This is a genomic window from Streptomyces sp. BHT-5-2, assembly GCF_019774615.1.
Classification (GTDB): Bacteria; Actinomycetota; Actinomycetes; order Streptomycetales; family Streptomycetaceae; genus Streptomyces.
Genome location: NZ_CP081497.1, coordinates 1,019,852 through 1,043,100 on the forward strand (window position 1 = coordinate 1,019,852; position 23,249 = coordinate 1,043,100).

A 23,249-nucleotide genomic window follows, 5' to 3' on the forward strand; every position below is an offset into this window, starting at 1 on the left:
GCCCACGTCATGGCCGACCGGCCACCAGCAGATCGACGACATAGGTCTCCTCCACCGTCTCCTCGGGGAAGACCTCGCGCAGTCGCCGGCGCTCCTTGGCGAGAAAGGACCGGTTCGCGGCCTGGTCGAGGACGAGGAACGCCGAGCGGCTGCCGATGTTGGCGAGGTGCGTGTCGAGGGAGACCCTGCGCTGCCAGCGGATCTGCCGCCGCACCACCCGCAGCCCGGTCAGGCCGGCGAGCCGGACGGCTTCGCGGTCGTCGGGACGCACCGAAGAACGCGGCGGCGCTCCGCAGTGCCGTGCGATGCGCTCGTGCTGGGCACTCGACCACGGAACGTCGAAGGCCGTGGTGTTCCACCAGATCGCGAGCGCACCGCCGGGCCGCAGAACACGCAGCGCCTCGGGGACCGAACGACCGGTATCGGTCCACTGCCACGACTGCGCATACGTGACGAGGTCGTGGGACGCATCGGCGAGCGGGAGCGCATTGCCGTCGCCCCGGACGATCGGCACGTCCGGCAGCACCCGATGGAACTCGCCGGCCATCGCCTCCCCCGGCTCCACGGCCACCACGTCGGCGCCCCGCTCGCACAGGAGCGCCGTCGCGATCCCCGTACCCGCACCCACATCGGCGACCCGGGCACCCGCCAGAGCCCGCCCCAGGAACTCCTCCACGACGTCGAAGAGCGCGACCGGATACGAAGGGCGGCTCGCCTCGTACTGGGCAGCCACCGAGTTGAACGAATGAGCACGCGACCTGGCATCCATCCCCTCATCATCCCTGCTCGGCCTTGCCCCTGTCCCGGCCCTTGCCCCGGTCCCTGAAGAGACGCGATAGCCGGGCATCCCAGCCGGGCCGGATTCGGCAAGTACAGGTCAACTCGATTCTCCTGGCGTTAAGTTGGCCGTGTGAGGATTCTGCAACAGGAGATGCGCGAGGTCACCGAGGAGCCCGACCCGTGAAGTCCGTCGCCGTTTCGATCGACGTTCCACAGACGCCCGAGCAGGTCTACGACTTTCTCGATGTCATGGCTCACCACGAGCGCTTCACCCACCACTATCTGACCGACTGGCGGTACAGCGGCCCCGGCCGCGGCGTTGGTTCCTGCGCCACGGTCACCGCCGCTCTGGGCGGCAGCAGGACCGATGTCACCATCGAGGTCGTCGAGGCCGAAGCGCCGCGCCGCATCGTCGAACGCAACGTCAGCGCGGGCGGCCGGCGGCTGGCCCACGGCACCTACGTCATCGAACCCCTGCCAGGCGGCGGGAGCCGAGTCTCGTTCCGGTATGCCTGGGAGCGCGCCCCTTTCGCCGACCGCCTGCTGGCGCCCGCGGTTCGGGCCACGATGCGGCGCGCCAACCGGACGGTCATGCAACGCCTGGCCGCCGAGTTGGCTCGCCAGGCGACTGCGGGCGGCTGCTGACCGCCGAGGGTCGGGTGTCGGGGACGGGCAGGGGCGGCGTGGCGATGACCGGGCCGGTCACTGTGAACGGGGCAGGGTCACCGTGAACTCGGTGTGGGTCGGGTGACTGTGCAGTGCGACCCGTCCGCCGTGGGCGGTGACGACGGCCTCGACGATGGCCAGGCCCAGTCCGGTGCCGCCGGCCGCGCGCGAGCGATGGTGGTCGACGCGTACGAAGCGGCCGAAGATCTCGTGCCGGGCCGCCTCGGGGATGCCGGGGCCGTCGTCGACCACGGCCAGTCGGACCTCCCGGCCGTCGGTGGCCAGGCGCACCGTCACGGCGGTACCCGGCGGGGTGTGCACCCGGGCGTTGGCGAGGAGGTTGGCGACGACCTGGTGCAGGCGGTGTTCGTCGCCCACCACCGTGACCGCGGTCGCCGGCAGGTCGAGCAGCCATCGGTGGTCCGGTCCGGCCGCCCGCGCGTCGTCGGCCGCGTCGAGCACCAGGCGCGTCAGGTCCACCGGCGTGCGTTCCAGGGCCCGGCCGGCGTCCAGGCGGGCGAGCAGCAGCAGATCGTCCACCAGGCGACCCATCCGCTCCGACTCCGCCTGGATGCGCTCCAGGGAGCGCCGGACCGCACCGGGCACCGGCGCGTTGTGCCGGAGGGCCAGCTCCGCATGGCCGCGGACGTTGGCCACCGGGGTCCGCAGTTCGTGACTGGCGTCGGCGGCGAAGTGCCGCAGTCGTTCCTCGCTCGCGTGCCGGCGCTCCAGGGCGTTGCCGACGTGCCCGAGCATCCGGTTGAGGGCATTGCCGACCTGCCCGACCTCGGTGCGCGGGTCGGCCACCGGCACCGGCGCGGGCATCGCGACCTCCCCGCTGGCCAGCGGCAGCTCGGCCACCCGCGCCGCCGTGGTCGTGACGCGGCGCAACGGGCGCAGCGACAGACGAACCCACAGGGCACCCACCACGCCGGTCACCACCAGAGCCCCGCAGAACACCACCGCCTCGACCGCCTCCAGGCGGTGCACCGTCTCCTCGACCGGGTGCAGCGGCAGTCCCGTGATCAGGACGTCGCGGTCGTCGCCCTCGACCGCGTTGACGCGGTACCGCCCCAGCGCGGACAGCCGGATGTCGTGTCCGGACCCGTCGGTGGGCAGGCCGGCCAGTGCCCGGAGGTCGTCGGCGGTCAGCGGCACCCGGGCATCGGTCCGGTCCCGTACGACGGCGGCCCGGGTCGGTGTGCCGCGCAGCAGGCGGGCGCCGAAGGTGCCCTCGGACTGGCCGCGGGTGTCCGGCTGGTTGTCGGCGTCCGGCTGGGCCTCGTGTTCCAGACTGGCCGCGAACCTGCCGGCGGAGGCGGAGAGCTGCTGGTCGAGGCGGCTCACCAGGAACCCTTCGAGCGCCACGACCGTGGTCACCCCGACCGCCAGGCAGGCCAGCGCCAGGAGCGCCATCAGCCCGGCGGTGAGCTGACTGCGCAGGGTGCGCGGCAGGAATCGTTTCACGCGGGCTCCGGCTTGAGGACGTAGCCGACGCCGCGGACCGTGTGGATCATCGGGGTCCGGCCGGCGTCGATCTTCTTGCGCAGGTAGCTGATGTAGAGCTCGACGACGTGCGCCCGGCCGCCGAAGTCGTAGGACCAGACCCGATCGAGGATCTGTGCCTTGGACAGCACCCGCCGGGGGTTCCGCATCAGGAACCGGAGCAGTTCGAACTCGGTGCGGGACAGTTCGATCAGCTCGCCGCCGCGGACCACCTCCCTGGCCTCCTCGTCCATGACGAGGTCGCCGACGACCAGGTGGTCGCCGTCCCCTTCCTGTTCCTGCGCCATGCCGGCCCGCCGCAGCAGACCGCGCAGCCGTGCCAGCACCTCCTCCAGGCTGAACGGCTTGGTCACGTAGTCGTCGCCGCCCGCGGTGATGCCGGCGATCCGGTCCTCGACCGCGTCACGTGCGGTGAGGAAGAGAACGCAGACGGTGCTCAACTCCTCTCGCAGCAGGTGCAGGACCGCCAGGCCGTCGATGTCCGGCAGCATCCAGTCGAGGACGACGGCGTGCGGGCGGAAGGTCCTGGCCATCGCGAGCGCGGCGGCGCCGTCGGCCGCGCTGCGGACCTCCCAGCCCTCGCCGGCCAGAGCACCGGAGAGCACCTCGGTGAGATCCGGCTCGTCGTCGACGACCAGGACGCGTACCGGTGAGCCGTCGGTGCCGCGCAGCGGGAAAGGGGAGCGGTGACTGTGCATGGTGACTCCAGCATCCCTCCCCGCAAGGCGTGCGCAGGCATGAGCCGGCTCTGAGTTTCCTGTGAATCGCCCGGCGCGGCGCTGCTCAGAGGTTCCTCAGAGGTTGCGCTGCGACGCTGGCGCCGATCACGGAAGGAACGCCCATGAGCACCCTCTCGCACGCCCACCGCGGGGCTCGCGGCAGCGCCCCGCCGCGCCGGCTGCCGCCCTTGGCCCCCCTGCTGGTGCAGGGCGCCATCGGGGCGGGAGCGGTCGGCGTCCTGGTGCTCTGGTGGACCGGCACCTCGTCCGTCGTGGGCCCGGCGGGCTGGCTCACCGGCGCCGGACGGATCACCGGACTGCTGGCCGGCTACGCCTGCGCCGTACTGGTCGCGCTGATGGCCCGCGTGCCACTGCTCGACCACACCCTGGGCACCGACCGCCTCGCGCGCTGGCACGCGGCCGCCGGGCGCTACACGATCTCGCTGGTGCTGGCGCACGTCCTGCTGATCGTCTGGGGCTACACCCTCACCTCGCAGGGCGGTGTCGTGCAGGAGACGACCACGCTCGTCCTCCACTACCCGGACCTGCTCAAGGCCACCGCGGGCTTCGTCCTGCTGCTCGGCACCGGCATCCTCTCGGCACGGGCGGCCCGGCGCCGGATGAGCTACGAAACCTGGCACCACCTCCACTTCGCCACCTACCTGGCCCTCTTCCTCACCTTCGGTCACCAGCTCTCCGACGGCGCCGATTTCGTGGGTCGACGCCCCGCCCAACTCGGTTGGTACGCCCTGTACTTGACCGTGACCACGGTGCTCGTCTGGTACCGCTTCGTGGTGCCGGTACGGCGGGCCCTGCGGCACCGGTTGCGGGTCGCCGACGTCCGCCAGGAGGCGCCGGGAGTGGTGTCGGTGTACCTCACCGGGGAACGCCTGGCCGAACTCGGCGCCCGGCCCGGCCAGTTCTTCCGCTGGCGCTTCCTCGCGCCCGGCCTGTGGTGGTCCGCCAACCCCTACTCCCTCTCCGCGCCCCCGCTCCCGCGCCACCTGCGCATCACCGTCAAGGCGGCCGGCGGGCACAGCGCCGCCCTGGCCCGGCTGCGGCCGGGCACCCGGGTGTGGGCCGAAGGACCCTACGGTGCCTTCACCGAAGCCCGCCGCCGGTCCGCGAAGGTGCTGCTGCTCGCGGGCGGCGTCGGCATCACCCCCCTGCGCACCCTCTTCGAAACCCTCCCCGGCGAGGTCACGCTCGTCTACCGGGCACGGCGCCCGGCAGACCTCGCACTGCGCGCCGAACTCGATGCCATCGCCGCAGCCCGTGGTGCCCGCGTGCACTACTCCGTCGACGAACCCGCCGGCCACAGCACGCCGTTGACCGCTCGCGCACTCAAGCACCTGATCCCGGACCTGGCCGAGCACGAGGTGTACCTGTGCGGTCCGCCAGGCATGACCGTCGCCGCCGGGCACGCCCTGCGCGGGGCCGGGGTGCCCCGGCACCGCATCCACCACGAGTCCTTCGCGTTCTGAGGAGCCGCCGTGCGCCGAGCCGTTCTGACCACCGCGTCGACCAGCGCACTGGTCGTCCTCCTGCTCTCCCTCAAGCCGCATCAGCCCGCCGGCCTGACCGGTGGCCTGGCCCGGGCCGGGACCGCACCGCCCTCGACGCCCACCGGCCGTCCATCGCGGGCCGGCCATCCGTCCAACGGCACCTACACCGGCGATCGGGTCCGCACCCGATACGGAACCGTGCAGGTCGCGGCCACCGTCACGGCAGGCCGACTGACCGCCGTCAAAGTGCTGCAGGCCCCGTCCGACAACGACCGCGACCGCGAGATCGCCGGATACGCGGTGCCGCGCCTGACGCAGGAGGCACTCAGCGCCCACAGCGCCGGCATCGACGCGGTGTCCGGCGCGAGCTACACCAGTGCCGGGTACATCCAGTCACTCCAGAGCGCCCTGGACCGGGCCGGTGTCTGAGCCCCGCCGCGGACTGCGCCATGTCGAGCGGGCGATGGGCACGGTCTTCTCGTTCGACATCCGAGACATTCAAGACATCCGAGTCGCCCGCCGTGCGCCCGACGCCCGCACCGCCGCCATCCGGTCCGCCCTGCTCGACGCCGTTGCCTGGCTGCACCACGTCGACGCGGTCTTCTCCACCTACCGTCCGGACAGTGCGGTCAGCCGACTGGCGCGCGGCGCGATCGGACTCGACGACTGTCCCGCGGAGGTCCGCGAGGTCCTCGACCTCTGCGAGCGGGTGGGGCACACCACCGACGGCTGGTTCAGCGCCACCGCGCGCGGCAGCCTCGACCCGACCGGACTGGTCAAGGGGTGGGCGGTCGAACGTGCCGCGCGGCTGCTGCGGACCGCCGGTGCCCGCGACATCTGTGTCAACGGCGGCGGCGACCTCCAACTCTGCGGGGAGGCGGCCCCCGGCGTGCCCTGGCGCATCGGGATCGCCCATCCGCAACGTCCGGGCGAACTGTGCACCGTCGTCACCGGAAGCGACCTGGCCGTCGCCACCTCGGGCACCGCCGAGCGCGGATCCCACATCCTCGACCCGCACACCGGCAACCCCGTGACCGCTCTCGCCTCGGTCACCGTCGTGGGCCGAAACCTCACCACCACCGACGCCTACGCCACGGCCGCCTTCGCCATGGGACCGAACGCCCGGGACTGGCTGGCGGCCCTCGACGGCCATGAGGGCTTCACGGTCACCCCGGACGGCAGCACATGGCACACGCCGGGGTTCCCGACCGGCCCGGCCCGGCCGGTACCGCTTTAGCGGCGCGTTAGTGCCCCATTAGCCGACTGACAGTGCCTGGGAGCAGGCTCGGACGCACCACGGAACGGACCGACGCTGGAACGCCGACGACGGAACGGACGGGCCGACGACGGAACGGATCGGCGGCCTCATCCCGTCCTGTTCAGGGACGGTGTGGGAGGGACAGCACGGGGTAGCCGGTGAGCGAGGCGCCCCAGGCGTCGCAATCTGCCACTCACCGGGCACGGAGAGGTGGGGCGGCCCGCTTCCCGCCCGAGTGAAACCGTCCTGTGACCTGGCCCACGACCTGTAGCGCGACCGATGGGTTACCGTTTCCGGACTTGTCGGATCGTCGCAGAGCCATGCGGAGAGAACGTTTGACTTCTCACGTCCCAGCCCCTGCGCCTTCCGGGCCTTCTGAGAGCAGCGCCATGCCCCACGCCGCTGGCCGGCGCCGGCCTCGTACCGCCGTACGGGCGGTGGCGCTGGCGGCCGCGGCGGCGGGCACCGCGGCGCTGCTGGGCGGGTGTACGGAGGCCGGTGCGCCGAAGAGCGCGGGGCACGCCGCCCCCGTCACCGGCCCGGTGGCCCTGTGGCCCGGCAGCAAGCCCGCGCCGGCGACGCCACCGCAGACGGGCGGGGAGGAGAAGCCGAAGCCGCTGACCGCGTTGCCGCGGGTGCCGTCCGCGGACATTCGCAAGGTCTCCGTCGGCTCCGTCCTCCTGGCGCAGATCGACCTGGACAAGCGCAACGACCAGGCGGTCTTCGAGAAGGACGAGGAACGCAAGATCCGCGCCTGTGCCGACAGGCCGGGCTCGGCCTCCTGTCCGATCCGGGCGCCCGAGTACCACGACCTGACCGGCGACGGCAAGGACGAGCTGATCATCGGCGTCCGGAGCGGAAGCAACCTCCTGATCATGTACGCCTACACGCTCAGGAACGGGGTGGTGACCTCGATCCTGGATTCCACCAGCTCCCCGCAGCTGGTGGAGGTCGCCGACCACAAACTGGTCATCCACGAACCAGGCGATGCGCCCGGCTTCGAGAGCCGCACGGTCTACGTGTGGGATCCGCGGCACCACGTCATGACCATCCAGGACGTGGGATACGGCCGGCGGGCCCCGTCCGCCACGATCCCCTCGGGCAGGTGAGCGTGCGTACTCTCCGGCCCCGTGCGCCGCGGTGGCTGCATGCCTGGACGGCGACGCTCTACTGGAAGGCCGCCGTCTTCATCACCGTCATGTGCTGCCTGCTCGCCGCGGTGCTCGGCATCCTGGTGCACGTCCTGGTCGACCGGCAGACCCAGGACCGTGCGCGCCACACGGCACTGGCGGAACTGGAGCGCAACCAGTCCGCGTACGTCGCAGGCACCCCCCTCGACCGCAACATCTCGGTCAACCCGACGGACCTCCCCGCCCCGCTCCGCGACATGACCCTGCAACGACACGAGCGCGGGACCCAACTCGCCACCCACCAGGGCCACCCCGTGATGTGGGCCGCCACCCCCGCCACCGGCGGAAAGGTGCTCGCACTGCGGCTGGACTACAGCGAACAGGCAGCCTCCCTGCGCGGTCTGGACGCGGCCATCATCGGCTCCTCCACCGCCGCGATCGCCCTCACCCTGGGGGCCGGCCTGATCTCCGTCTCCCGCATCACCCGCAGACTGCACCACACCGCCCGGGTTGCCCGGCGGATCAGTACCGGCGATCTCGACGCCCGCGTCAACGACCCCCGCTCCCGGTGCCCCGACCGCGCCCAGGACGAGGCCGCCGCCGTGGCGACCGCGCTCGACGCGATGGCCGCCAGTCTCCAGGGCCGGCTGCACCGCGAACAGCGCTTCACCGCCGACGTCTCCCACGAGCTGCGCACCCCGCTCGCCGGTCTCCACTCGGCGGCCGAGCTGCTGCCGCCCGGCCGGCCGACCGAGATGGTGCGCGACCGCGTCCAGGCACTGCGCGGACTGACCGAGGACCTGCTGGAGATCTCCCGGCTCGACGCCCAGGTCGAGAGCGCCGACATCGACGTCCACCAACTGGGCCCGCTGGCCGAGCGCGCGGTACGGGCCACCGGAACGGCGACCGAGGTCCGCGTCGTCGGAGACGACCGGGTCGAGACCGACCGGCGCAGGCTCGAACGGGTCCTGGGCAACCTTGTCATCAACGCCCACAAGCACGGCTGTGCGCCCGTCGTGGTCACCGTCGACGCCCCGGTCATCACCGTGCGCGACCACGGTGACGGCTATCCCGCCTATCTCCTCGACCAGGGCCCGCAGCGCTTTCGGAGCCAGTCGGGCGGATCCGACGCCGGCAAGCGGACCGGCCACGGCCTGGGCCTGACCATCGCCACGGGCCAGGCCCACGTCCTCGGCGCCACCCTCCGCTTCTCCAACGCCCCCGACGGCGGAGCGGTCGCCGAACTCCACCTCCCGCCTCCCCCGGAGCAGCCCCAGTAACCGACCTCCGGCACCGGCCTCCGGAACCGGCTTCCGACCGTCGTGACGTGCGACCACAGACACGGATCGCAGACATGGACACAGACACGGACACACACCGGCGGCCCCGGCTCAAAAACCCGAGCCGGGGCCGCCGTTGTGCCGCCGGAGACGCTCAGCCGAGGTCTGCCGGGGCCTTGGGGAAGGAGATGGTCTTCACCGTTTTGCCGTCATGCCTGTAGACGATCTTGGCCGTGGCATCGGCCTGCGCCGCGGGCTTCGGCTCGGACAGCGTGAAGGTCCCGTTCGGATCCATCCGGCTCGGCACCGGGCCGTGCTTGTCATGGTTGAGCACCCTCGTGACACCGTGCTCGGGGTCCTTGATGGTGGCGGTACCGGAGTAGCCGTCCAGCGTGACGGTCTCCCCGCTGTCGACCTTGACCTGCTTGACGTAGTCCGTCGGCATGGCGGATGCCGCCCCGACCGGCAGGGCGACGGCCGCGCCGGTCACCGCGACAGCAAGGGTGGTGCGGAGCGCGGTGCGCTTACCACGTCGGTCGGAGGGCTTGGCCTGGGTACGCATGATTGCTCCTCTACGGATGCGTATGGTCTGGCGTCCGGGACTGGCCGGACCTTGCCGGGCGTTGGCGAACGCCCATGACCTGCAAGCTAGGCGGCCCTCGTCTCGGCCTGCCCAAGGTTGTGTTTCAGGCACCGCTCGGTCGTCGGCCGAGGTCGTTGCATGGTTGTGCTTCGTCGGGTGGTGGGGGAGCGGTCCCCATGCGGGGCCGGGCGATGTGCGGGGCCGCGTTGTCAGTGGGCTGTGGGAGCTTGGGGACATGCTGATCGAACGGGCTTATGTGGATCTCCCGGAGGGGGCAGGGGCGGCCGAGGAGGGCTGGCCCTGGACGGTGCCGTGTGTGCGCCAGTTGGTTCAGGAGGGGCTGGCGTTCCGGGCGCCGGTGACGTTCTTGGTGGGCGAGAACGGGTCGGGGAAGTCGACGCTGGTCGAGGCGCTGGCCGAGGGGTTCGGGCTGGACTCGTACGGCGGGTCGGCGGGCTACAAGTACGCCGGCTCGCGGGAAGTGTCCCCGTTGGGCAGCCGGATACGGTTCGACCCGACGCGGGAGGGACGGGCGATGGTGCGTGCGCCGCGGGTCCGCCGGCGGGGATTCTTCCTGCGGGCCGAGACGGCGCTGGAGGCGCTGAGCGGCGAGCGGGCCTCGCAGCGGATCTCCCGGCATCCGGACGAGATGAGCCACGGGGAGGGCTTTCTGCTGGCCTTCCGCGAGCGGTTCGCCCAGCGGGGCCTGTATGTGCTGGACGAGCCGGAGGCGGCGCTGTCGTTCTCCTCGTGCCTGGAACTGGTCGCGTTGATGGACGAGTTGGGGAGGGCCGGCGCGCAGGTCGTCTGTGCCACGCACTCTCCGCTGCTGACCGCGTTGCCCGGTGCGGAGATCGTGGAGGTGGGGGAGCACGGGATGCGGTCGGCGCAGTGGGCGGAGCTGGGGCTGGTGGACCACTGGCGGCGCTATCTCAGCGACCCGCGGGCGTATCTGCGGCACGTGCTGGCGCCGTGACGACGGCGGCCCGCTGCGCCCGTATGCCTTGAGCGCACGTTTTCGCACCCACGCGTCCTCGCGTTCACCCGTCCTCGCATTCACATGTCTTCGAGGTTGTCGACCACGGTGGAGGTCGGGGTGTGGAGGATGGCGTCGAACGCATCGAGGACGGGGCTGTTCATGTAGCCGCTCTGGAGGCGGATGCGGTCGGGGATCGGCGCAAGGTCGGCGTTGCCGTGGGCCGCCGAGCGTGCCCGGCGGAGGTCGGCGATGCCGAGGCCGAGTCCGGCATCGGCGAAGGCGGCTTCGATGCTGCCCGGCTCGGGCGGCTCCAGGGCGGTGGCGTCGACGGTGAAGCCGAAGCGCGCGTTCTCGTCGCGGGGCATGTCCGCGGTGTGTCCGGTGGTGCTCGTCAGGCCGAGCGCGAAGTAGTGGTCACCGAGTGCACGGTGCAGGTGTTGGCCCATCGGGAGACCGGTGAGGTGGCCGTCGAAGGAGATCGGTGATTTCTGGATGTGGGCGTTGTGGGCGGCCAGCACGACGCGGGTTCCGGGTTCGAGGCGCTCCAGGTGCCACCGGACCGACCCGGCCATGTAGATGTCCCGGGCCGAGGTGTCGGCGGCCAGCCCCCTGCCGGCGAAGAGGTCGGCCATGGCCCGGAAGGTGTAGTCCGCGTGGCAGGCGCCTTCGAGGCGTTGCAGGGCGGTGTCATAGCTGCGTTGGTCGCTGCGGGAGACATACAGCGGTTCGACGGAGCGGAAGCGGACGAGCAGGCGCATCAGGGTTGCGCTGAGGGTGTCCTGTTCGGTGCTGGTCAGCCGCGCCCAGGCGGGCGCGGCGACGGCTCCGGAACCACCGGCGAACGATTCCGCGATCTGCATGGCGGTTCGGACCGTCGGCAGGATCTCGGGGTCGGTCCGACGCAGGTAGTCGGCGACCGGAGCCAGGGCGGGGAGCAGGGAACCGCCGGCCGCGGGGATGTCGACGCCGGCGAAGCGGACCGGTTGCGCGGCCGCGCGGTTGTACCGGCGCATCCAGCGCAGCGGTTCGTCCAGTCCCACGGGGATCGCTGCGGCGAGGTGGTCCGACAGGCCGTCGTCGGTTCCCTCGCCCTGAGCCCACGCGTCAAGGGGGAAGCCCTCGCTGAAGCCGTACTCGAAGGCCAGTACGGTGAATCCGCAGCGTTCGACCAGGAATCGCAGGATGCGCTCCCGCATGACGGCGAACTCGTCGATGAAGTGGGAACTTTCGCCGATCGCGACGACGCGGGCGTCGCCGATGAGCGAGCGCAGCGGCTCCAGGTCGTCCAGTGGTGCCGCGCGGTCGAGATGGGTGAGGGGGACGGCGTGGGTGCGCAGCCAGTCGGCGAAGGGGTTGCGGGGAGTGGAAGCAGGCATACCGGTAACTCGATTCCCTGGCTCAGAACTTGAAACGCAACTCTGACGTGCGGAAACGCGAGGTCACCCCTCCGGGAGCGGGGGCGCGGCGTTCTCCAGGTCGTCGATGCTGCCGGACATGATCGTGCGGAGGTGTTCGGTGAGGTGCTGGAGTGGCCAGTCCCACCAGGCGAGGTTGAGCAGGCGGTTGATGTCGGCGTCGCTGTGGCGGCGGCGGATGAGGCGGGCGGGGTTGCCGCCGACGATGCCGTAGTCCGGGACGTCGTCGACGACGACCGATCCGGAGGCGATGACCGCTCCGTGGCCGATGCGGACGCCGGGCATCACCATGGACCGGTAGCCGAACCAGACGTCATGGCCCACCACGGTGTCACCGCGTCCGGCCAGGCCGGTGATGAGGTCGAAGTGCTCGGACCAGGCACCGCCCATGATGGGGAAGGGGAACGTCGAGGGGCCGTCCATACGGTGGTTGGCGCCGTTCATGATGAACCGCACGCCCTCGCCCAGCGCGCAGAACTTCCCGATGGCCAGCTTTTCCGGCCCGTAGTGGTACAGCACGTTGCGGGTTTCGAAGGCGGTCGGATCGTCCGGGTCGTCGTAGTAGGAGAAGTCTCCGACCTCGATCAGCGGCGAGGTGATCAGCGGCTTGAGCAGCACCACCCGCGGCTGCTCGGGCATCGGATGCAGCACGGTCGGGTCGGCGGGAACAGGGGGTGTCACGGATGGTTTCCTTCCTGCGGGCGGTGGGGTGTCTGTGGAGGGAGCGCGAGGTGCGTGTGCCCGGACCTCAGGCGCTGGTCGTGGCGGGCGTCGGGGCCGCCTGCAGGTTCAGCCGGGTGCCCTGCCAGCGCCGTCGCAGCCGGCGATCGTGGCTGACGATGACGAGGGTGCCGTCGTAGCCGGCCAGAGCGGATTCCAACTCCTCGACGAGGGCGGGTGACAGATGGTTGGTCGGTTCGTCGAGCAACAGGATGTCCGACGGCTCGCTGAGCAGCCGCGCCAGGGCCAGGCGCTGCAGCTGACCCGTGGACAGCCGGCCGACCGGCGTCGTCAGCTGGTCGCGCTCGAACAGGCCCAGGGACAGCAGCAGTTCGGTGTGGCCGGCGGCTTCCCCTGCCCGCCCCCGGGCGAAGGCGGCCAGCACGGTCTCGTGCGGCTCCCCGGGTTGCGGCTCCTGGGGGAGGTAGCCGATCCTGCCGTGACGGGTGACGCTCCCGCTGTCGGGTGCGACATCCCCGGCCAGAACGCGGAGCAGGGTGCTCTTGCCCGCTCCGTTCGGCCCCGTGATCAGCAGGCGCTCGCCCGCCTTGACGGTGAGGCCCGTCCGGTCGAGCCGGTCCCGGACGACGATGTCCGCGGCGTCGAGTACGACGTCCGGCAAGCGGCGGGCCCGCAGTACGGGGGCGAAGTGCAACGGCTCCGGCGGCGGCGGAACGGGGTCGGCCAGGAGTCGCCGCAGGCGCTCCTCGGCGTTGCGCACCCGGCTGGCCAGTGACTGCTGCACCCGGCCGCCTGCCCGGTCGTAGGCCATCTTGTTGCCGTCCTTCATGGGACGGCCGGGGGCCACCTGGCGGGCGGTGGTTGCGGCGGTCTCGCGGAGCCGGTCGATGTCGGTCTGCCACTGGTCGTGTGCCTGGGCCCAGCGCTGTCGGGCGGCGGTCTTCTCGGCGAGGTAGCCGGTGTAGCCGTTGCCGTACCGGACGACGCGGCGCCGGTCGGCGTCCACCTCCAGCAGGGTGGTGGCAACCCGATCCAGGAAGTCCCGGTCGTGGGAGACCGCGACCGTGGTGCCCCGACGGGACCGCAGGTGTTCCTCCAACCACCTCATCGCGGAGTCGTCGAGATGGTTGGTCGGCTCGTCCAGCAGCAGCACCTCCGGCGCGGCCGCCAGGACGGCCGCCAGCCGCAGCCTGACGCGTTCGCCGCCGGACAGGCTGCCCACGGTACGGTCCCGGGCCACCAGTCCCAGGCCGAGACCGTGCAGAGCGCGTTCCACACGGGCGTCGGCGTCGTAGCCGCCGCGCAGCTCGAAGACCGTCAGCAGTTCGCCGTACTCGGCCATGACGGACTCGTCGCCGTCGGCCATCGCGGCCTCCAGGCAGCGCATGCGCTGTTCGACGGCGCGCAGGTCGCTCAGAGCCCGGTCGACGATCTGCTGGACCGTCGCCTCCGGCGCCAACCGCTCGTCCTGGGCGAGATAGCCGACGCCGCCGGTGGCCTGGACGACGACCTCGCCCTGATCGGGCCGTTCACGACCGGCGAGCAGCCGCAGCAAGGTGGACTTGCCGGAGCCGTTCTCACCGATGATCCCGGTCCGTTCGCCCGCGGTGAGCGAGCAGGTCACGGAGTCAAGGACGAGCCGGCCGTTGAAGGACTTGCTGACGGCGAGTGCAGTGATCTGTGTGGGCATACGAGGTCTCCAGAGCATTCGGGAAGGAGGCGGCAGTCACGGGCCGCGCGGCCGGGCGAACGCTTTGGATGAGCATGGATCACTCCACTAGTGCGACAACTGATGCTTTAAGATGTTGCCACAGCCAAGTCCCCCCGAGCAAACGGAATTTCCACGATGACTCCCACAGGTCCGGAAAAGTCCCCCGAAGAAGCCGCAGAAGAAGCCCCGGAAGAAGCCGCGGAACCAGAGCCGGACGTGGATGCGGATGCAGCCCCGGCATCAGCAGGCACCCGGCCGACCCCGACCCGACGCCGCCCAGGCGGCCGCACCGCGCGCATCCGCAGACAGGTACTCGATGCGGTCCTCGCGGAGCTCGGCGACCACGGTTATGACGGGCTCACCACGGACGGTGTCGCCGCCCGCGCCGGAGTACACCGCACCACGGTGTACCGACGTTGGGGGGATGTCGGCGGCCTGCTCGCCGACGTGCTCGACGCGGCGAGCGACGATGACTGGCAGCCACCGGACACCGGCTCACTGGAAGGCGATCTGACGGCGCTGAACCAGGAGATCCAGGAAGCCCTGACCGGACAGCCACCGATCGTGACGGCCCTGATCGCCGCCTCGTTCCGCTCCGAGAAGGCCGCGCACGCCCAACGCCGGCTCTGGGAGGACCGGTACGCCCGCTGCGAGATCGTCGTCGACCGGGCGGTCCGGCGCGGCGAACTCCCCCCGCACACCGCCGCCCGGCCACTGCTCATCGCCGCCACCGCGCCCATGTACCACCAACTGCTGCTCCTCGGCACGCCCGCCGACCCCCGGCTGCCGGGCAGCGCGGCCAGAACCGCGGCGCTGGCCGCAACGGCCGGCGCATTCGCCGAACCCGCCTGAGACATGCCGGCCCGGTCGACCGCGTGGTACTGCTCCGGCGAGAAGCCGACGGGCTGGATGGTCCCGGGGCGGTTCGGGCCGTTCCGGTAGGCCGTACGCGGCCGGGACGTGGTGAAGTGCCGGCCGAGGTGGTACGGCTCGGTCGAGGGAGGCGAGCATGGAGCTGCCCGAAGACTCCCCGCTGCTCGGCGGGCACCGCAGCGTTCCGCACACCGCGGACCTGCGGATCGAGGCGTGGGGTCCGACGCGTGCGGCGTGCCTGGCGCAGGCGGTGCGCGGGATGTGCGGATCCTTCCTGGACCTGGCCGGCGCGGCCGGCGTGCGTCGGCGGGAGGTCGTGGTGCGGGCGGACACGGACGAGGATCTGCTGGTGGCCTTGTTGGAAGAGGTCGTGTACTGGCTCGACACCCATGACGAGGTTCCGGTCGAGGTGCGGCTCACGGCCGTGCCTGGCGGGCTGCGGGCCCTGCTGTGCATGGCGGACATCGGGACGCTTCCGGTGCTGGGAGCCGCCCCGAAGGCGGTCACCTTGCACGGCCTGACGTTCGCTCCTGGGCCAGGCGGCTGGCAGTGCTCGTTCACGCTCGATGTGTGACGCTCCCTCCCGGTCACCCCTTGACGACGCCCAGCGGGACCAGCCGGGCGACCAGCCGGGCCAGCCCGGCGCCCACGGTGGCGGTGGCGACCGCGTCGACGTCCTTGTAGGCGGCGGGCGCCTCCTCCGCGAGGCCGCGCCAGGAGGAGGGCCGGACCGCGATGCCGCAGGCGGCGAGGGCGTCCCGCACCTGCTCGCCACGGACCTCGCGCAGGGCCCGATGGCGGCTCCAGACCCGTCCCGCCCCATGGCACGCGGACAGGAACGCGTCGTTGCCGGGCGTCCCGACCATGACGTACGAGGCGGTTCCCATCGTGCCGGGAACGAGGACGGGCTGACCGGCCCCGGCGAGGTCCGCCGGCAGATCGGGGTGGCCGGGCGGCAGGGCGCGGGTGGCGCCCTTGCGGTGGACGCACAGCCGACGCGGCACACCGTCCACCTCGTGGGTCTCGATCTTGGCCATGTTGTGGGACACGTCGTACACCAGGTCCACGCCCACACCGGCGGTGGTGGCGAACGCACGCCGGGCGGCCTCGGTGAGCAGCTGTCTGTTGGCGCGGCCGTAGTTCGCCGCGGCGGCCATCGCCCCGAGGTAGTCGCGGCCGGGAGGGGAGACGACGGGCGCGCAGGCCAGCTGCCGGTCCGGGAGAACGATGCCGTAGGCGCGCAGCGAGTGCTCCATGACCCGGACATGGTCGGTGCACACCTGGTGACCGAGGCCGCGGGAGCCACAGTGGATCATCACGCAGACCTGCCCCTCCCGCAGGCCGAACGCGGTCGCCGTCCGCTCGTCGTACACCCGGTCCACCGCCTGCACCTCCAGGAAGTGGTTGCCCGAGCCGAGGCTGCCCACCTGCTGTAGTCCACGCTCCACGGCACGTTGCCCGACCTGCCCCGGGTCGGCGCCCGTCAGCGCTCCGCAGTCCTCGCAGCGAGCCACGTCCCGCGGGACGCCGTGGCCCCGTTCGACCGCGTACCGGGCGCCGCCGGTGAGCAGCTTCTCCATCTGGGCGCGCCCGGACAGCTTCCACAGTCCGCCGCGTCCCGCGCCGCGCGGGGTGGTGTCCCCGAGGACGTCCATCAGGCTCCGCAGGTGCGGGGTCAGCTCGGCCCGCTGGATGCCGGCGGCCAGTAGCCGGACCCCGCAGGAGATGTCGAAGCCGACGCCGCCCGGCGAGACGACCCCGGCGGCGTCGACCTCCGTGGCGGCGACCCCGCCGATCGGAAACCCGTACCCCCAGTGCACGTCGGGCATGGCGAAGGAGGCACGGACGATGCCCGGCAGCGTCGCCACGTTCACCACCTGCTCCAAGGCCCGGTCACCGGTCGCCTCGGGCAGCAGCTCGCGGCTGGCGAAGACGACGCCCGGCACACGCATGTCGCCCTGCCGGTCGATGCGGAACCGGAACGGGCACTCCTTCGTGACAGCGACGTCCATGTCCGCGTCCACCGTTCCCACTGGGGGCTGTGCTTCCACTCTGACTCCGTTCGGCGCACGCCGCACGGGCGGGATCTCCACGGGCCGGCGTCACTTCTCCAGCCGGGCGGCGTGGTCGGGGACGTAGTGCTGCAGGGCGCGTGGTGGGCGCCGGTACCCGGTGCCCGGCGGGCGAGGCGGCAGTTCCAGCACCGGTGGTGGCACGTCGCGGTACGGCACGGTCGACAGCAGATGGGCGATCATGTTGAGCCGGGCCCGGCGTTTGTCGTTGCTCTCGACGACGTACCACGGCGCTTCGGGGAGGTCGGTGTGCACGAACATGTCGTCCTTGGCCCGGGAGTACTCCTCCCAGCGGGTCAGCGATTCGAGGTCGACGGGGGAGAGCTTCCAGCGGCGGGTCGGATCGTCCAGTCGCTGCCGGAAGCGCTGTTCCTGCACGTCGTCGCTGACCGAGAACCAGTATTTGCGGAGCAGGATGCCGTCCTCGATCAGCATGCGTTCGAAGACCGGGCACTGGTGGAGGAAGCGCTGGTACTCGGTGGGCGTGCAGAAGCCCATGACCCGCTCGACTCCGGCCCGGTTGTACCAGCTGCGGTCGAACAGGACGATCTCGCCGGCCGCGGGCAGATGCTCCACATAGCGCTGGAAGTACCACTGGCTGCGTTCGCGTTCGGTCGGGCGGGGGAGCGCGACGATGCGGGCCACCCGGGGATTGAGGTAGGCGGTGACGCGCTTGATGGTGCTGCCCTTGCCGGCCGCGTCCCGTCCCTCGAAGATCACGACGAGCCGGGCGCCCTCGGCCCGGACCCACTCCTGGAGCTTCACCAACTCCGTCTGGAGGTGGTACAGCTCGCGTTCGTACCGGGCCTTCGGCAGCTTCCCCGAGCCGTGCCCCTTGCCCTCCTGATCGTCCACCATGCATCGACGGTACGGAGCGCGGGGGCGGTTGCGGTTCGGCAAGGGGCCCGAACGGGGGACCAACGGACGCCGGGGTGCCACTGCGGTATGGAAGGGGCCGGACGGCCCTGTCCGGCCGGTGCGGCACGTCGCAGGCTGAAGGGAGATACGGGACAGAGCGTGCCGTACGGCTCTCCGAGGACTGTGCGGCGCGGAGCTGCTTCCGATTCCGAGGAGGCGCCACCATGCCGAACACTCCACACCGGGTCGGCGACGTCATGACGCAGCCGGTGGCGGCCGTCGATCGTGCGGCCGGCTTCAAGACGATCGTCGAGACGATGCAGCGATGGCGGGTGAGCGCCCTGCCGGTGGTCTCGGCCGAGCGGCGGGTGGTCGGTGTGGTCTCCGAGGCCGACCTGCTGCCCAAGGAGGGGTTCCGGGAGGCGGACGAGGACCGGCTCGAACGTCTGCGACTGTCCGACGACGTGCGCCGGGCGGAGGCCGTGACGGCCGGGGAGCTGATGACCAGTCCCGCGGTGACGGTGCACGGCGACGCGCCCCTGGCCCAGGCGGCACGGACGATGGCCACGGCCTCGGTCAAACGTCTGCCGGTCGTGGACGGCGACGGCCTGCTGGTGGGCATCGTCAGCCGCGCCGACCTGCTGAAGGTGTTCCTGCGCTCCGACGACGAGCTCGCGCAGGAGGTACGGCGGGTGCTGGGGACGTACTTCGCATCACCGACCAGGGACCTGCGCGTCGCGGTCACCGACGGGGTGGTCACGCTGAGCGGACAGCTGCGCGACCGGTCGCTGGTGCCCGTGGTGGCGCGTCTGGTGCGCGGCATCGAGGGAGTGGTGGACGTGGAGTACGACGTGACGGGCGTGGCACCGGTACGTGTCGGCCCGCCGGCGGAGCGCTCCTCCCTGTGAGCGTTCGGACGGGTCTGCCGGCGTGGTGACACTCCGCGGGCCGATCCGCGACAGTGCGCTGCTGCCGTCGTAGCCCGACTGGTGCGAGGCTTGGAGGTGTGGTCGGTGGGGGTGGTGTGGGGGCTGTTCGGCCCTGGCGGGTCGGCTTGGGTGGGGTGAGGATGGAGCGGGGGGTGGGGTTTGTGGACGGAGGGCCTGATGAGCGAGACGGGTGTGTTCTCCCCGCAGTGGCCGATCCGGGTGTTCCTGGTCGATGATCATGAGGTGGTCCGGCGTGGTGTGCAGGATCTGCTCGATGCGGAGCCGGACATCGAGGTGGTGGGTGATGCCGGAACGGCCGATCGTGCGTTGGCGCGGGGGCCGGCGTTGCGGCCCGATGTGGCGGTGCTCGATGTCCGGTTGCCGGATGGCGACGGGATCTCGGTGTGTCGTGAGTTGCGTTCGCGGATGCCGGAGGTGGCCTGCCTGATCCTCACCTCGTTCGACGATGATGACGCACTGCTCGATGCGATCATGTCCGGGGCTGCTGGTTACGTTCTGAAGGAGATCAAGGGCACGGATCTGGTCGCCGCGGTGCGTACGGTGGCGTCGGGGCGTTCGATGCTGGATCCGGCCACCACGGCGCGGTTGATGCGTCGTCTGCGGGGTGGGGAGGAGGACGTGGCGCCGTCGGAGGAGGATGCTCTGTCTGGGCTGTCGGCGCGGGAGCGGGAGATCCTCGAGCTGATCGGGGAGGGTTTGACGAACCGTCAGATCGGTGCGCGGCTCTATCTGTCCGAGAAGACCGTCAAGAACCACATCTCCCGGCTGCTGGCCAAGCTCGGCGTCGAGCGCCGTATCCAGGCGGCGGTGCTCGCCACGCAGCACGGGGTGGGGGCGGGTATGGAACGGGGAAGCTAGAGAGCCGTGCGGCAGCCGGCGAAACGGCGCATCGGCGCATCGGTGCGTCAGGGAATCGGTGCGTCAGGGCCTGGTCCTGCCCCGCCGAGGATCGTATGTGCCGCAGCGCCTGTGGCAGCTCCAGGCCGGTGCCCACCGACAGCACCGCTTCCAGCAGCAGGTGCTGCGAGCCGCCGAGGTGAGGCGAGCCACCGACAGACACTTCCGCGGAACCACCGCGACCGGACAGCGCGAGTGGTGCAACACGGCGAGCACGGACGGCCCGACAGGCATCGGCGCGCGTTCGACACAACGCCCGATGGCCGGCAGCCCGGCCCGGGAACAGGCTGCCGGCAGCACGGGCACGGCCCTGCCCCGTCCGCCACTCGCTCGATCACCTCGACATCGGGAAACTTCTCCCGCCACGGTGCGATGCTCGCGGACAGCAGCTCCCGCTCGCCCGCCGCACCGTCGCGGTGCCGCTGCGTTCCGCCAGGGCGTCGGCGGCCTCCTCGTCCACCCGCTCCGCCGTCACCGCGATCCCGGGGTGGCGGCCCCTGACCATGGCTTCGGTCCGGTCGAGCGCTTCGGTTCCGTACCTGCGCTGCTCGGCCGCCGCCGGGGTTCCCAGGCGGTCAGGAGCCGCAGTCGGGACTGTCGTAGGCGCGCTTCGTGTGCCGCCCACGTCGCTGCCGCCAGGGCATGGGGGGTACCGTCCACGCCGACGGTGATGACGTTCTTCGTGACGGCGCTCTTCATGACGGCGGTCTTCATGATGGCGTCCGGCTTTCCTTGGTTCGTCCTTCGCCGATCCGGACGGTCCGGTCGTCGGCCGCCGGCGTCGGCTTGAGGTCCTCGGACACCGACACCACACCGTCGACGCTCGCGCACATCCGCACCAGCACCGGGATCAGCAGTGCGTCCGTCACGGTGCCGTGCAGGGCGACCTGGCCCCGATTGACCTCGGCGGTCACGCCGGCGGCGCCGAGCCGTGCCGTGCGCCCGAGGACCTCGCGGGTGATCTCCTCCCGGATCGCCCGGTCCTTGCGCAGGAAGACGCGCAGCAGGTCGCTGCGGCTGACGATGCCCAGCAGGACATCCGCCTCGTCGACCACGGGAAGCCGCTTGAGGTGCTGCACCTCCATCAGGCGGGCCGCCTCCACCACCGTCCAGTCCGGGTGCGCGCACACCGCCGGGGCGGACATCAGCTCTCCGGCGGTGCGCCCCTCCGCGCGGGCCTTCTCCCACGCCTCCAGATGCGGCAGCGGCGTCCGGCCGGACAGATCCGACCGGTCGGCGGCCTTCCGCAGCAGATCGGCCTCCGAGACGACGCCGGCCGGCCTGCCGAGACTGTCGAGCACCGGCACGGCGCTCACCACGTGGTCGGCGAGCGTCTGCGCGATCTCCTTGAAAGGAGTCTCCAGCCCTACGCTCACGACCTTCCGGGTCATCAGCTCGCCTATCGTGCGATGCTCCATCTCCGGCTCCTTCCGCCCCGGCGGCCCAGGGTGCGGCCACACCTCCAGCGTGGGCGGCCCGGTGGGCGCACCGGTATGAGCCACTTGGCCCTCTCGACCGGCCGGCCGTCCCCGGCCGGGCCGACCGGTCCCCAGGCCCTGGAATGGCCCGACCTGTGCTGGCTGCTGCGCGACCCGCTCTCCGGCCCCGGCCACGTCCAGATGGTCCTCCGCCTCGGCTACGGCCCCGACGGACCACCCACCCCGCGCCGCCCAGTGGACGAGGTCCTCACCATCACAGCGTGAGCACCACCTCAGCGGGCCCGACCCCGGCACATCACCGGCCGCGAACGTGCCCCTCGGCCGGCCTCGGTGCCGGGAGCGGGTTGGCGGCGCAGGTGGTGTCGGTGCGCGGGAGGGTTCCGTTGACGAGATAACCCTCGACCAGGTCGTCGACGCAGGCGTTGTGGTTCTGGAACTGTCCGTGGTCGCCCCCGCCGGCGACCGTCACCAGGCGCGAGGTGGGCAGGGCCCGGTGGTCGCGCAGGGCACCCTCGTAGTAAGTGGCGGGATCATGCGTGGAGTTCAGCATCAGGATGGGCGGCAGGTTGCGCCCGGTGATGTGGATGCGCGGTGCGGCGGAGCGCGGCCAGGCGGCGCAGATCGCGGTGTAGGCCAGCGAACGGGCGCCCACCAGCGGGTAGTTGCGTGTCATGCGGTCGCTCTGGGCGATCCAGTAGGCGGCGCTGCGGTTCCAGGGAGTGTCGTTGCAGGTGACGGAGAAGAAGTCCGCGACGAAGCCCGCGTTCATGGGCTGTGCCAGTGCCTGGGCGAGCGACTGCTTGACGGCGGGCGGTGCGCTGTCGGGGTGTTCCAGGACGGTCAGGGCGGTGGCCAGTTTCTCGAAGCCCGGGTCGGCCTGGTAGATGGCGCTGCTGCTGAGGGCGTCCAGATGGTCGGGCGTGATGGTGGTCCCGTCGAGGACGAGCGGGTGTTGGTGCAGCCTGGCGCGCAGTCCTTCGAAGGATGCCTTGGCCTGGGCGGTCGTGCGGCCCTGGTGGTAGACGCCGTCGTTCTTCGCCAGCCACGGGAGGAAGTCCTGGTCGAATCGGCGTTGGAAGCTGAACGGTTGGGATTCCATGAACGCCTGCCAGGTGCGGGTGAAGTCGATGTTGCTGTCGAGGACCATGCGTGCCACACGACGGGGGAACTCCGTTGCGTAGGAGGCGCCGAGGACGGTGGCGTAGGACGGGCCGTAGTAGGAGAGGGTGTCCGCTCCGAGCAGGGAGCGGTAGAGGTCCATGTCGTGGACGGCCTGCTCGGTGGTGATGTAGGGCAGCAGGTCGCCGGAGTCGCGTTGGCAGTCGCGGACGAAGGCGCGTGCCCGGGCGAAGGTGGTGCGGACGGCGTCGGCGGAGCGGTCGCGCTTGTCGCCGGTGAAGTAGGCGTCGACGGCCGACTGGTCGGCGCACGTCACTCTGGTGCTGTTGCCGACCCCGCGCTGGTCGAAGCTGACGATGTCGTAGGCGGCAGCGAGGCCGGGAGCGTAGGCGGCCAGACCCGCGGGCCGCTTGAGGCCGGAGGCGCCGGGGCCGCCGGCGGCCATCATCAGCACCCCGCGCCGGCCGGCGGGACCGGTCGCCCGGTGCCGGGAGACCGCCACGGTCAGACTGGGGCCCTGCGCCGGATGGTGCCAGTCCCGTGGCACGGACATGGCCGCGCACTCCAGCGCACCGGAGGCACAGGGTTGCCAGTCGAGATGCTGGTTCAGGTAGCGCGCGGGTGTGCGCACGGTGCCTGGCCGCGGTGCTGTTGCGGCCGTGGCACTGCTCGCCCCCGCGACCGGCAGGGCGCCGGCCGTGAGGAGCACGGATGCGGCGACGGCCGCCCAGCGCGCGGACTTCCCGGATACGGGCATCGGTTCCCCCTTGAGGAATAGCGGTGCCCTCGATACTGGTCCGCACGCCCCTGGCGATCCATGAAGCCAAC

23 protein-coding genes and 1 pseudogene are annotated in these 23,249 nt (G+C 71.5%); 12 read left to right on the forward strand and 12 right to left on the reverse strand.

All coding sequences use genetic code 11. The features are described from left to right. Positions 1-7 precede the first annotated feature (7 nt). Positions 8-769: a class I SAM-dependent methyltransferase gene (locus K2224_RS32390; protein WP_221910735.1), complete on the reverse strand. Its 762-nt coding sequence runs from the start codon at positions 767-769 to the stop codon at positions 8-10. Positions 770-960: 191 nt separating this feature from the next. On the opposite strand from K2224_RS32390, the gene K2224_RS32395 reads away from it, so the two are divergent. After that, positions 961-1,425 carry an SRPBCC family protein gene (locus tag K2224_RS32395; RefSeq protein ID WP_221910736.1) on the forward strand — a complete coding sequence of 155 codons (465 nt, stop codon included), beginning with the start codon at positions 961-963 and terminating at the stop codon, positions 1,423-1,425. A gap of 57 nt (positions 1,426-1,482) precedes the next feature. Here K2224_RS32395 and K2224_RS32400 read toward each other — a convergent pair whose 3' ends face one another. Next, positions 1,483-2,913 (reverse strand): HAMP domain-containing sensor histidine kinase, encoded by a 1,431-nt coding sequence (locus K2224_RS32400; protein WP_221910737.1) that lies wholly within the window; start codon positions 2,911-2,913, stop codon positions 1,483-1,485. Continuing rightward, positions 2,910-3,650 carry a response regulator transcription factor gene (locus K2224_RS32405; RefSeq protein WP_260693609.1) on the reverse strand — a complete coding sequence of 247 codons (741 nt, stop codon included), beginning with the start codon at positions 3,648-3,650 and terminating at the stop codon, positions 2,910-2,912. The genes K2224_RS32400 and K2224_RS32405 overlap by 4 nt, the downstream gene beginning before the upstream one ends. A 143-nt stretch (positions 3,651-3,793) precedes the next feature. On the opposite strand from K2224_RS32405, the gene K2224_RS32410 reads away from it, so the two are divergent. The 5 genes from K2224_RS32410 to K2224_RS32430 all read left to right on the forward strand — a co-directional run bounded on the left by K2224_RS32410 (position 3,794) and on the right by K2224_RS32430 (position 8,844). After that, positions 3,794-5,155, forward strand: a complete 1,362-nt coding sequence (locus K2224_RS32410; RefSeq protein WP_221910738.1) for a ferric reductase-like transmembrane domain-containing protein — start codon at positions 3,794-3,796, stop codon at positions 5,153-5,155. 9 nt (positions 5,156-5,164) lie between these two features. Beyond that, the gene (locus K2224_RS32415; RefSeq protein WP_221910739.1) at positions 5,165-5,605 is read left to right on the forward strand and encodes an FMN-binding protein; all 441 of its coding nucleotides are present in this window, start codon (positions 5,165-5,167) and stop codon (positions 5,603-5,605) included. Beyond that, the gene (locus K2224_RS32420; RefSeq protein WP_260693610.1) at positions 5,598-6,413 is read left to right on the forward strand and encodes an FAD:protein FMN transferase; all 816 of its coding nucleotides are present in this window, start codon (positions 5,598-5,600) and stop codon (positions 6,411-6,413) included. Before K2224_RS32415 ends, K2224_RS32420 begins: the two co-directional genes overlap by 8 nt. A 410-nt stretch (positions 6,414-6,823) precedes the next feature. After that, positions 6,824-7,543 carry a hypothetical protein gene (locus K2224_RS32425; protein WP_221910740.1) on the forward strand — a complete coding sequence of 240 codons (720 nt, stop codon included), beginning with the start codon at positions 6,824-6,826 and terminating at the stop codon, positions 7,541-7,543. Positions 7,544-7,545: 2 nt separating this feature from the next. After that, the gene (locus tag K2224_RS32430) at positions 7,546-8,844 is read left to right on the forward strand and encodes a HAMP domain-containing sensor histidine kinase (protein WP_221912089.1); all 1,299 of its coding nucleotides are present in this window, start codon (positions 7,546-7,548) and stop codon (positions 8,842-8,844) included. 154 nt (positions 8,845-8,998) lie between these two features. Here the strand turns inward: K2224_RS32430 and K2224_RS32435 are convergent, their stop codons facing one another. Further along, on the reverse strand, positions 8,999-9,406 hold the full coding sequence (locus K2224_RS32435) for a hypothetical protein (protein WP_221910741.1): 408 nt from the start codon (positions 9,404-9,406) through the stop codon (positions 8,999-9,001). A 256-nt stretch (positions 9,407-9,662) separates the two neighbouring features. Here K2224_RS32435 and K2224_RS32440 point away from each other — a divergent pair, with 256 nt between their 5' ends. Further along, positions 9,663-10,403, forward strand: a complete 741-nt coding sequence (locus K2224_RS32440; protein WP_221910742.1) for an AAA family ATPase — start codon at positions 9,663-9,665, stop codon at positions 10,401-10,403. 80 nt (positions 10,404-10,483) lie between these two features. On the opposite strand, the gene K2224_RS32445 is transcribed toward K2224_RS32440, so the two are convergent. The 3 genes from K2224_RS32445 to abc-f form a co-directional block, all read right to left on the reverse strand. Next, positions 10,484-11,782: an erythromycin esterase family protein gene (locus K2224_RS32445; RefSeq protein WP_221910743.1), complete on the reverse strand. Its 1,299-nt coding sequence runs from the start codon at positions 11,780-11,782 to the stop codon at positions 10,484-10,486. 63 nt (positions 11,783-11,845) lie between these two features. Next, positions 11,846-12,460, reverse strand: coding sequence for a CatB-related O-acetyltransferase (locus tag K2224_RS32450; protein ID WP_221912090.1), 615 nt, complete (start codon positions 12,458-12,460; stop codon positions 11,846-11,848). A 109-nt stretch (positions 12,461-12,569) separates the two neighbouring features. Further along, the gene (abc-f, locus tag K2224_RS32455; protein WP_221910744.1) at positions 12,570-14,192 is read right to left on the reverse strand and encodes a ribosomal protection-like ABC-F family protein; all 1,623 of its coding nucleotides are present in this window, start codon (positions 14,190-14,192) and stop codon (positions 12,570-12,572) included. Between the two features lie 237 nt (positions 14,193-14,429). Between abc-f and K2224_RS32460 the strand changes: the two genes are divergently transcribed. Beyond that, complete coding sequence (locus K2224_RS32460) at positions 14,430-15,065, forward strand: TetR/AcrR family transcriptional regulator (protein ID WP_221910745.1); 636 nt, start codon at positions 14,430-14,432, stop codon at positions 15,063-15,065. A gap of 157 nt (positions 15,066-15,222) precedes the next feature. Next, entirely contained in the window at positions 15,223-15,660 is a 438-nt protein-coding gene (locus tag K2224_RS32465; RefSeq protein ID WP_221910746.1) for an archease, read from the forward strand. A 13-nt stretch (positions 15,661-15,673) separates the two neighbouring features. Here K2224_RS32465 and K2224_RS32470 read toward each other — a convergent pair whose 3' ends face one another. Then, on the reverse strand, positions 15,674-17,098 hold the full coding sequence (locus K2224_RS32470) for an RtcB family protein (RefSeq protein ID WP_221910747.1): 1,425 nt from the start codon (positions 17,096-17,098) through the stop codon (positions 15,674-15,676). Positions 17,099-17,188: 90 nt separating this feature from the next. Continuing rightward, positions 17,189-18,016 carry a polyphosphate kinase 2 gene (ppk2, locus tag K2224_RS32475; RefSeq protein WP_221910748.1) on the reverse strand — a complete coding sequence of 276 codons (828 nt, stop codon included), beginning with the start codon at positions 18,014-18,016 and terminating at the stop codon, positions 17,189-17,191. 224 nt (positions 18,017-18,240) lie between these two features. On the opposite strand from ppk2, the gene K2224_RS32480 reads away from it, so the two are divergent. Next, positions 18,241-18,924: a CBS domain-containing protein gene (locus K2224_RS32480; protein ID WP_221910749.1), complete on the forward strand. Its 684-nt coding sequence runs from the start codon at positions 18,241-18,243 to the stop codon at positions 18,922-18,924. A gap of 198 nt (positions 18,925-19,122) precedes the next feature. Then, positions 19,123-19,824 carry a response regulator transcription factor gene (locus K2224_RS32485; protein ID WP_221910750.1) on the forward strand — a complete coding sequence of 234 codons (702 nt, stop codon included), beginning with the start codon at positions 19,123-19,125 and terminating at the stop codon, positions 19,822-19,824. A 510-nt stretch (positions 19,825-20,334) separates the two neighbouring features. Here K2224_RS32485 and K2224_RS40985 read toward each other — a convergent pair. Continuing rightward, complete coding sequence (locus tag K2224_RS40985) at positions 20,335-20,577, reverse strand: universal stress protein (RefSeq protein WP_313904814.1); 243 nt, start codon at positions 20,575-20,577, stop codon at positions 20,335-20,337. Then, positions 20,574-21,281 carry a CBS domain-containing protein gene (locus K2224_RS32495; protein WP_221910751.1) on the reverse strand — a complete coding sequence of 236 codons (708 nt, stop codon included), beginning with the start codon at positions 21,279-21,281 and terminating at the stop codon, positions 20,574-20,576. Before K2224_RS32495 ends, K2224_RS40985 begins: the two co-directional genes overlap by 4 nt. 132 nt (positions 21,282-21,413) lie before the next feature. On the opposite strand from K2224_RS32495, the pseudogene K2224_RS32500 reads away from it, so the two are divergent. Continuing rightward, positions 21,414-21,566, forward strand: a pseudogene (locus K2224_RS32500) (nitroreductase); the annotation flags it as partial. 31 nt (positions 21,567-21,597) lie between these two features. On the opposite strand, the gene K2224_RS32505 reads toward K2224_RS32500, so the two are convergent. After that, positions 21,598-23,178: an alpha/beta hydrolase gene (locus tag K2224_RS32505; protein ID WP_260693611.1), complete on the reverse strand. Its 1,581-nt coding sequence runs from the start codon at positions 23,176-23,178 to the stop codon at positions 21,598-21,600. Positions 23,179-23,249 lie beyond the last annotated feature (71 nt).

Excerpts from the sequence above, each read along its gene's own strand:
- K2224_RS32465 (WP_221910746.1), top strand. The coding sequence starts at position 15,223 with ATGGAGCTGCCCGAAGACTCCCCGCTGCTCGGCGGGCACCGCAGCGTT.
- K2224_RS32470 (WP_221910747.1), bottom strand. The coding sequence starts at position 17,098 with ATGGACGTCGCTGTCACGAAGGAGTGCCCGTTCCGGTTCCGCATCGAC.
- K2224_RS32440 (WP_221910742.1), top strand. The coding sequence starts at position 9,663 with ATGCTGATCGAACGGGCTTATGTGGATCTCCCGGAGGGGGCAGGGGCG.
- K2224_RS32445 (WP_221910743.1), bottom strand. The coding sequence starts at position 11,782 with ATGCCTGCTTCCACTCCCCGCAACCCCTTCGCCGACTGGCTGCGCACC.
- K2224_RS32495 (WP_221910751.1), bottom strand. The coding sequence starts at position 21,281 with ATGGAGCATCGCACGATAGGCGAGCTGATGACCCGGAAGGTCGTGAGC.
- K2224_RS32390 (WP_221910735.1), bottom strand. The coding sequence starts at position 769 with ATGGATGCCAGGTCGCGTGCTCATTCGTTCAACTCGGTGGCTGCCCAG.
- K2224_RS32410 (WP_221910738.1), top strand. The coding sequence starts at position 3,794 with ATGAGCACCCTCTCGCACGCCCACCGCGGGGCTCGCGGCAGCGCCCCG.
- K2224_RS32480 (WP_221910749.1), top strand. The coding sequence starts at position 18,241 with ATGCCGAACACTCCACACCGGGTCGGCGACGTCATGACGCAGCCGGTG.
- K2224_RS32450 (WP_221912090.1), bottom strand. The coding sequence starts at position 12,460 with ATGCCCGAGCAGCCGCGGGTGGTGCTGCTCAAGCCGCTGATCACCTCG.
- K2224_RS32425 (WP_221910740.1), top strand. The coding sequence starts at position 6,824 with ATGCCCCACGCCGCTGGCCGGCGCCGGCCTCGTACCGCCGTACGGGCG.
- ppk2 (WP_221910748.1), bottom strand. The coding sequence starts at position 18,016 with ATGGTGGACGATCAGGAGGGCAAGGGGCACGGCTCGGGGAAGCTGCCG.
- K2224_RS32435 (WP_221910741.1), bottom strand. The coding sequence starts at position 9,406 with ATGCGTACCCAGGCCAAGCCCTCCGACCGACGTGGTAAGCGCACCGCG.
- K2224_RS40985 (WP_313904814.1), bottom strand. The coding sequence starts at position 20,577 with ATGAAGACCGCCGTCATGAAGAGCGCCGTCACGAAGAACGTCATCACC.
- K2224_RS32485 (WP_221910750.1), top strand. The coding sequence starts at position 19,123 with ATGAGCGAGACGGGTGTGTTCTCCCCGCAGTGGCCGATCCGGGTGTTC.
- abc-f (WP_221910744.1), bottom strand. The coding sequence starts at position 14,192 with ATGCCCACACAGATCACTGCACTCGCCGTCAGCAAGTCCTTCAACGGC.
- K2224_RS32405 (WP_260693609.1), bottom strand. The coding sequence starts at position 3,650 with ATGCACAGTCACCGCTCCCCTTTCCCGCTGCGCGGCACCGACGGCTCA.
- K2224_RS32505 (WP_260693611.1), bottom strand. The coding sequence starts at position 23,178 with ATGCCCGTATCCGGGAAGTCCGCGCGCTGGGCGGCCGTCGCCGCATCC.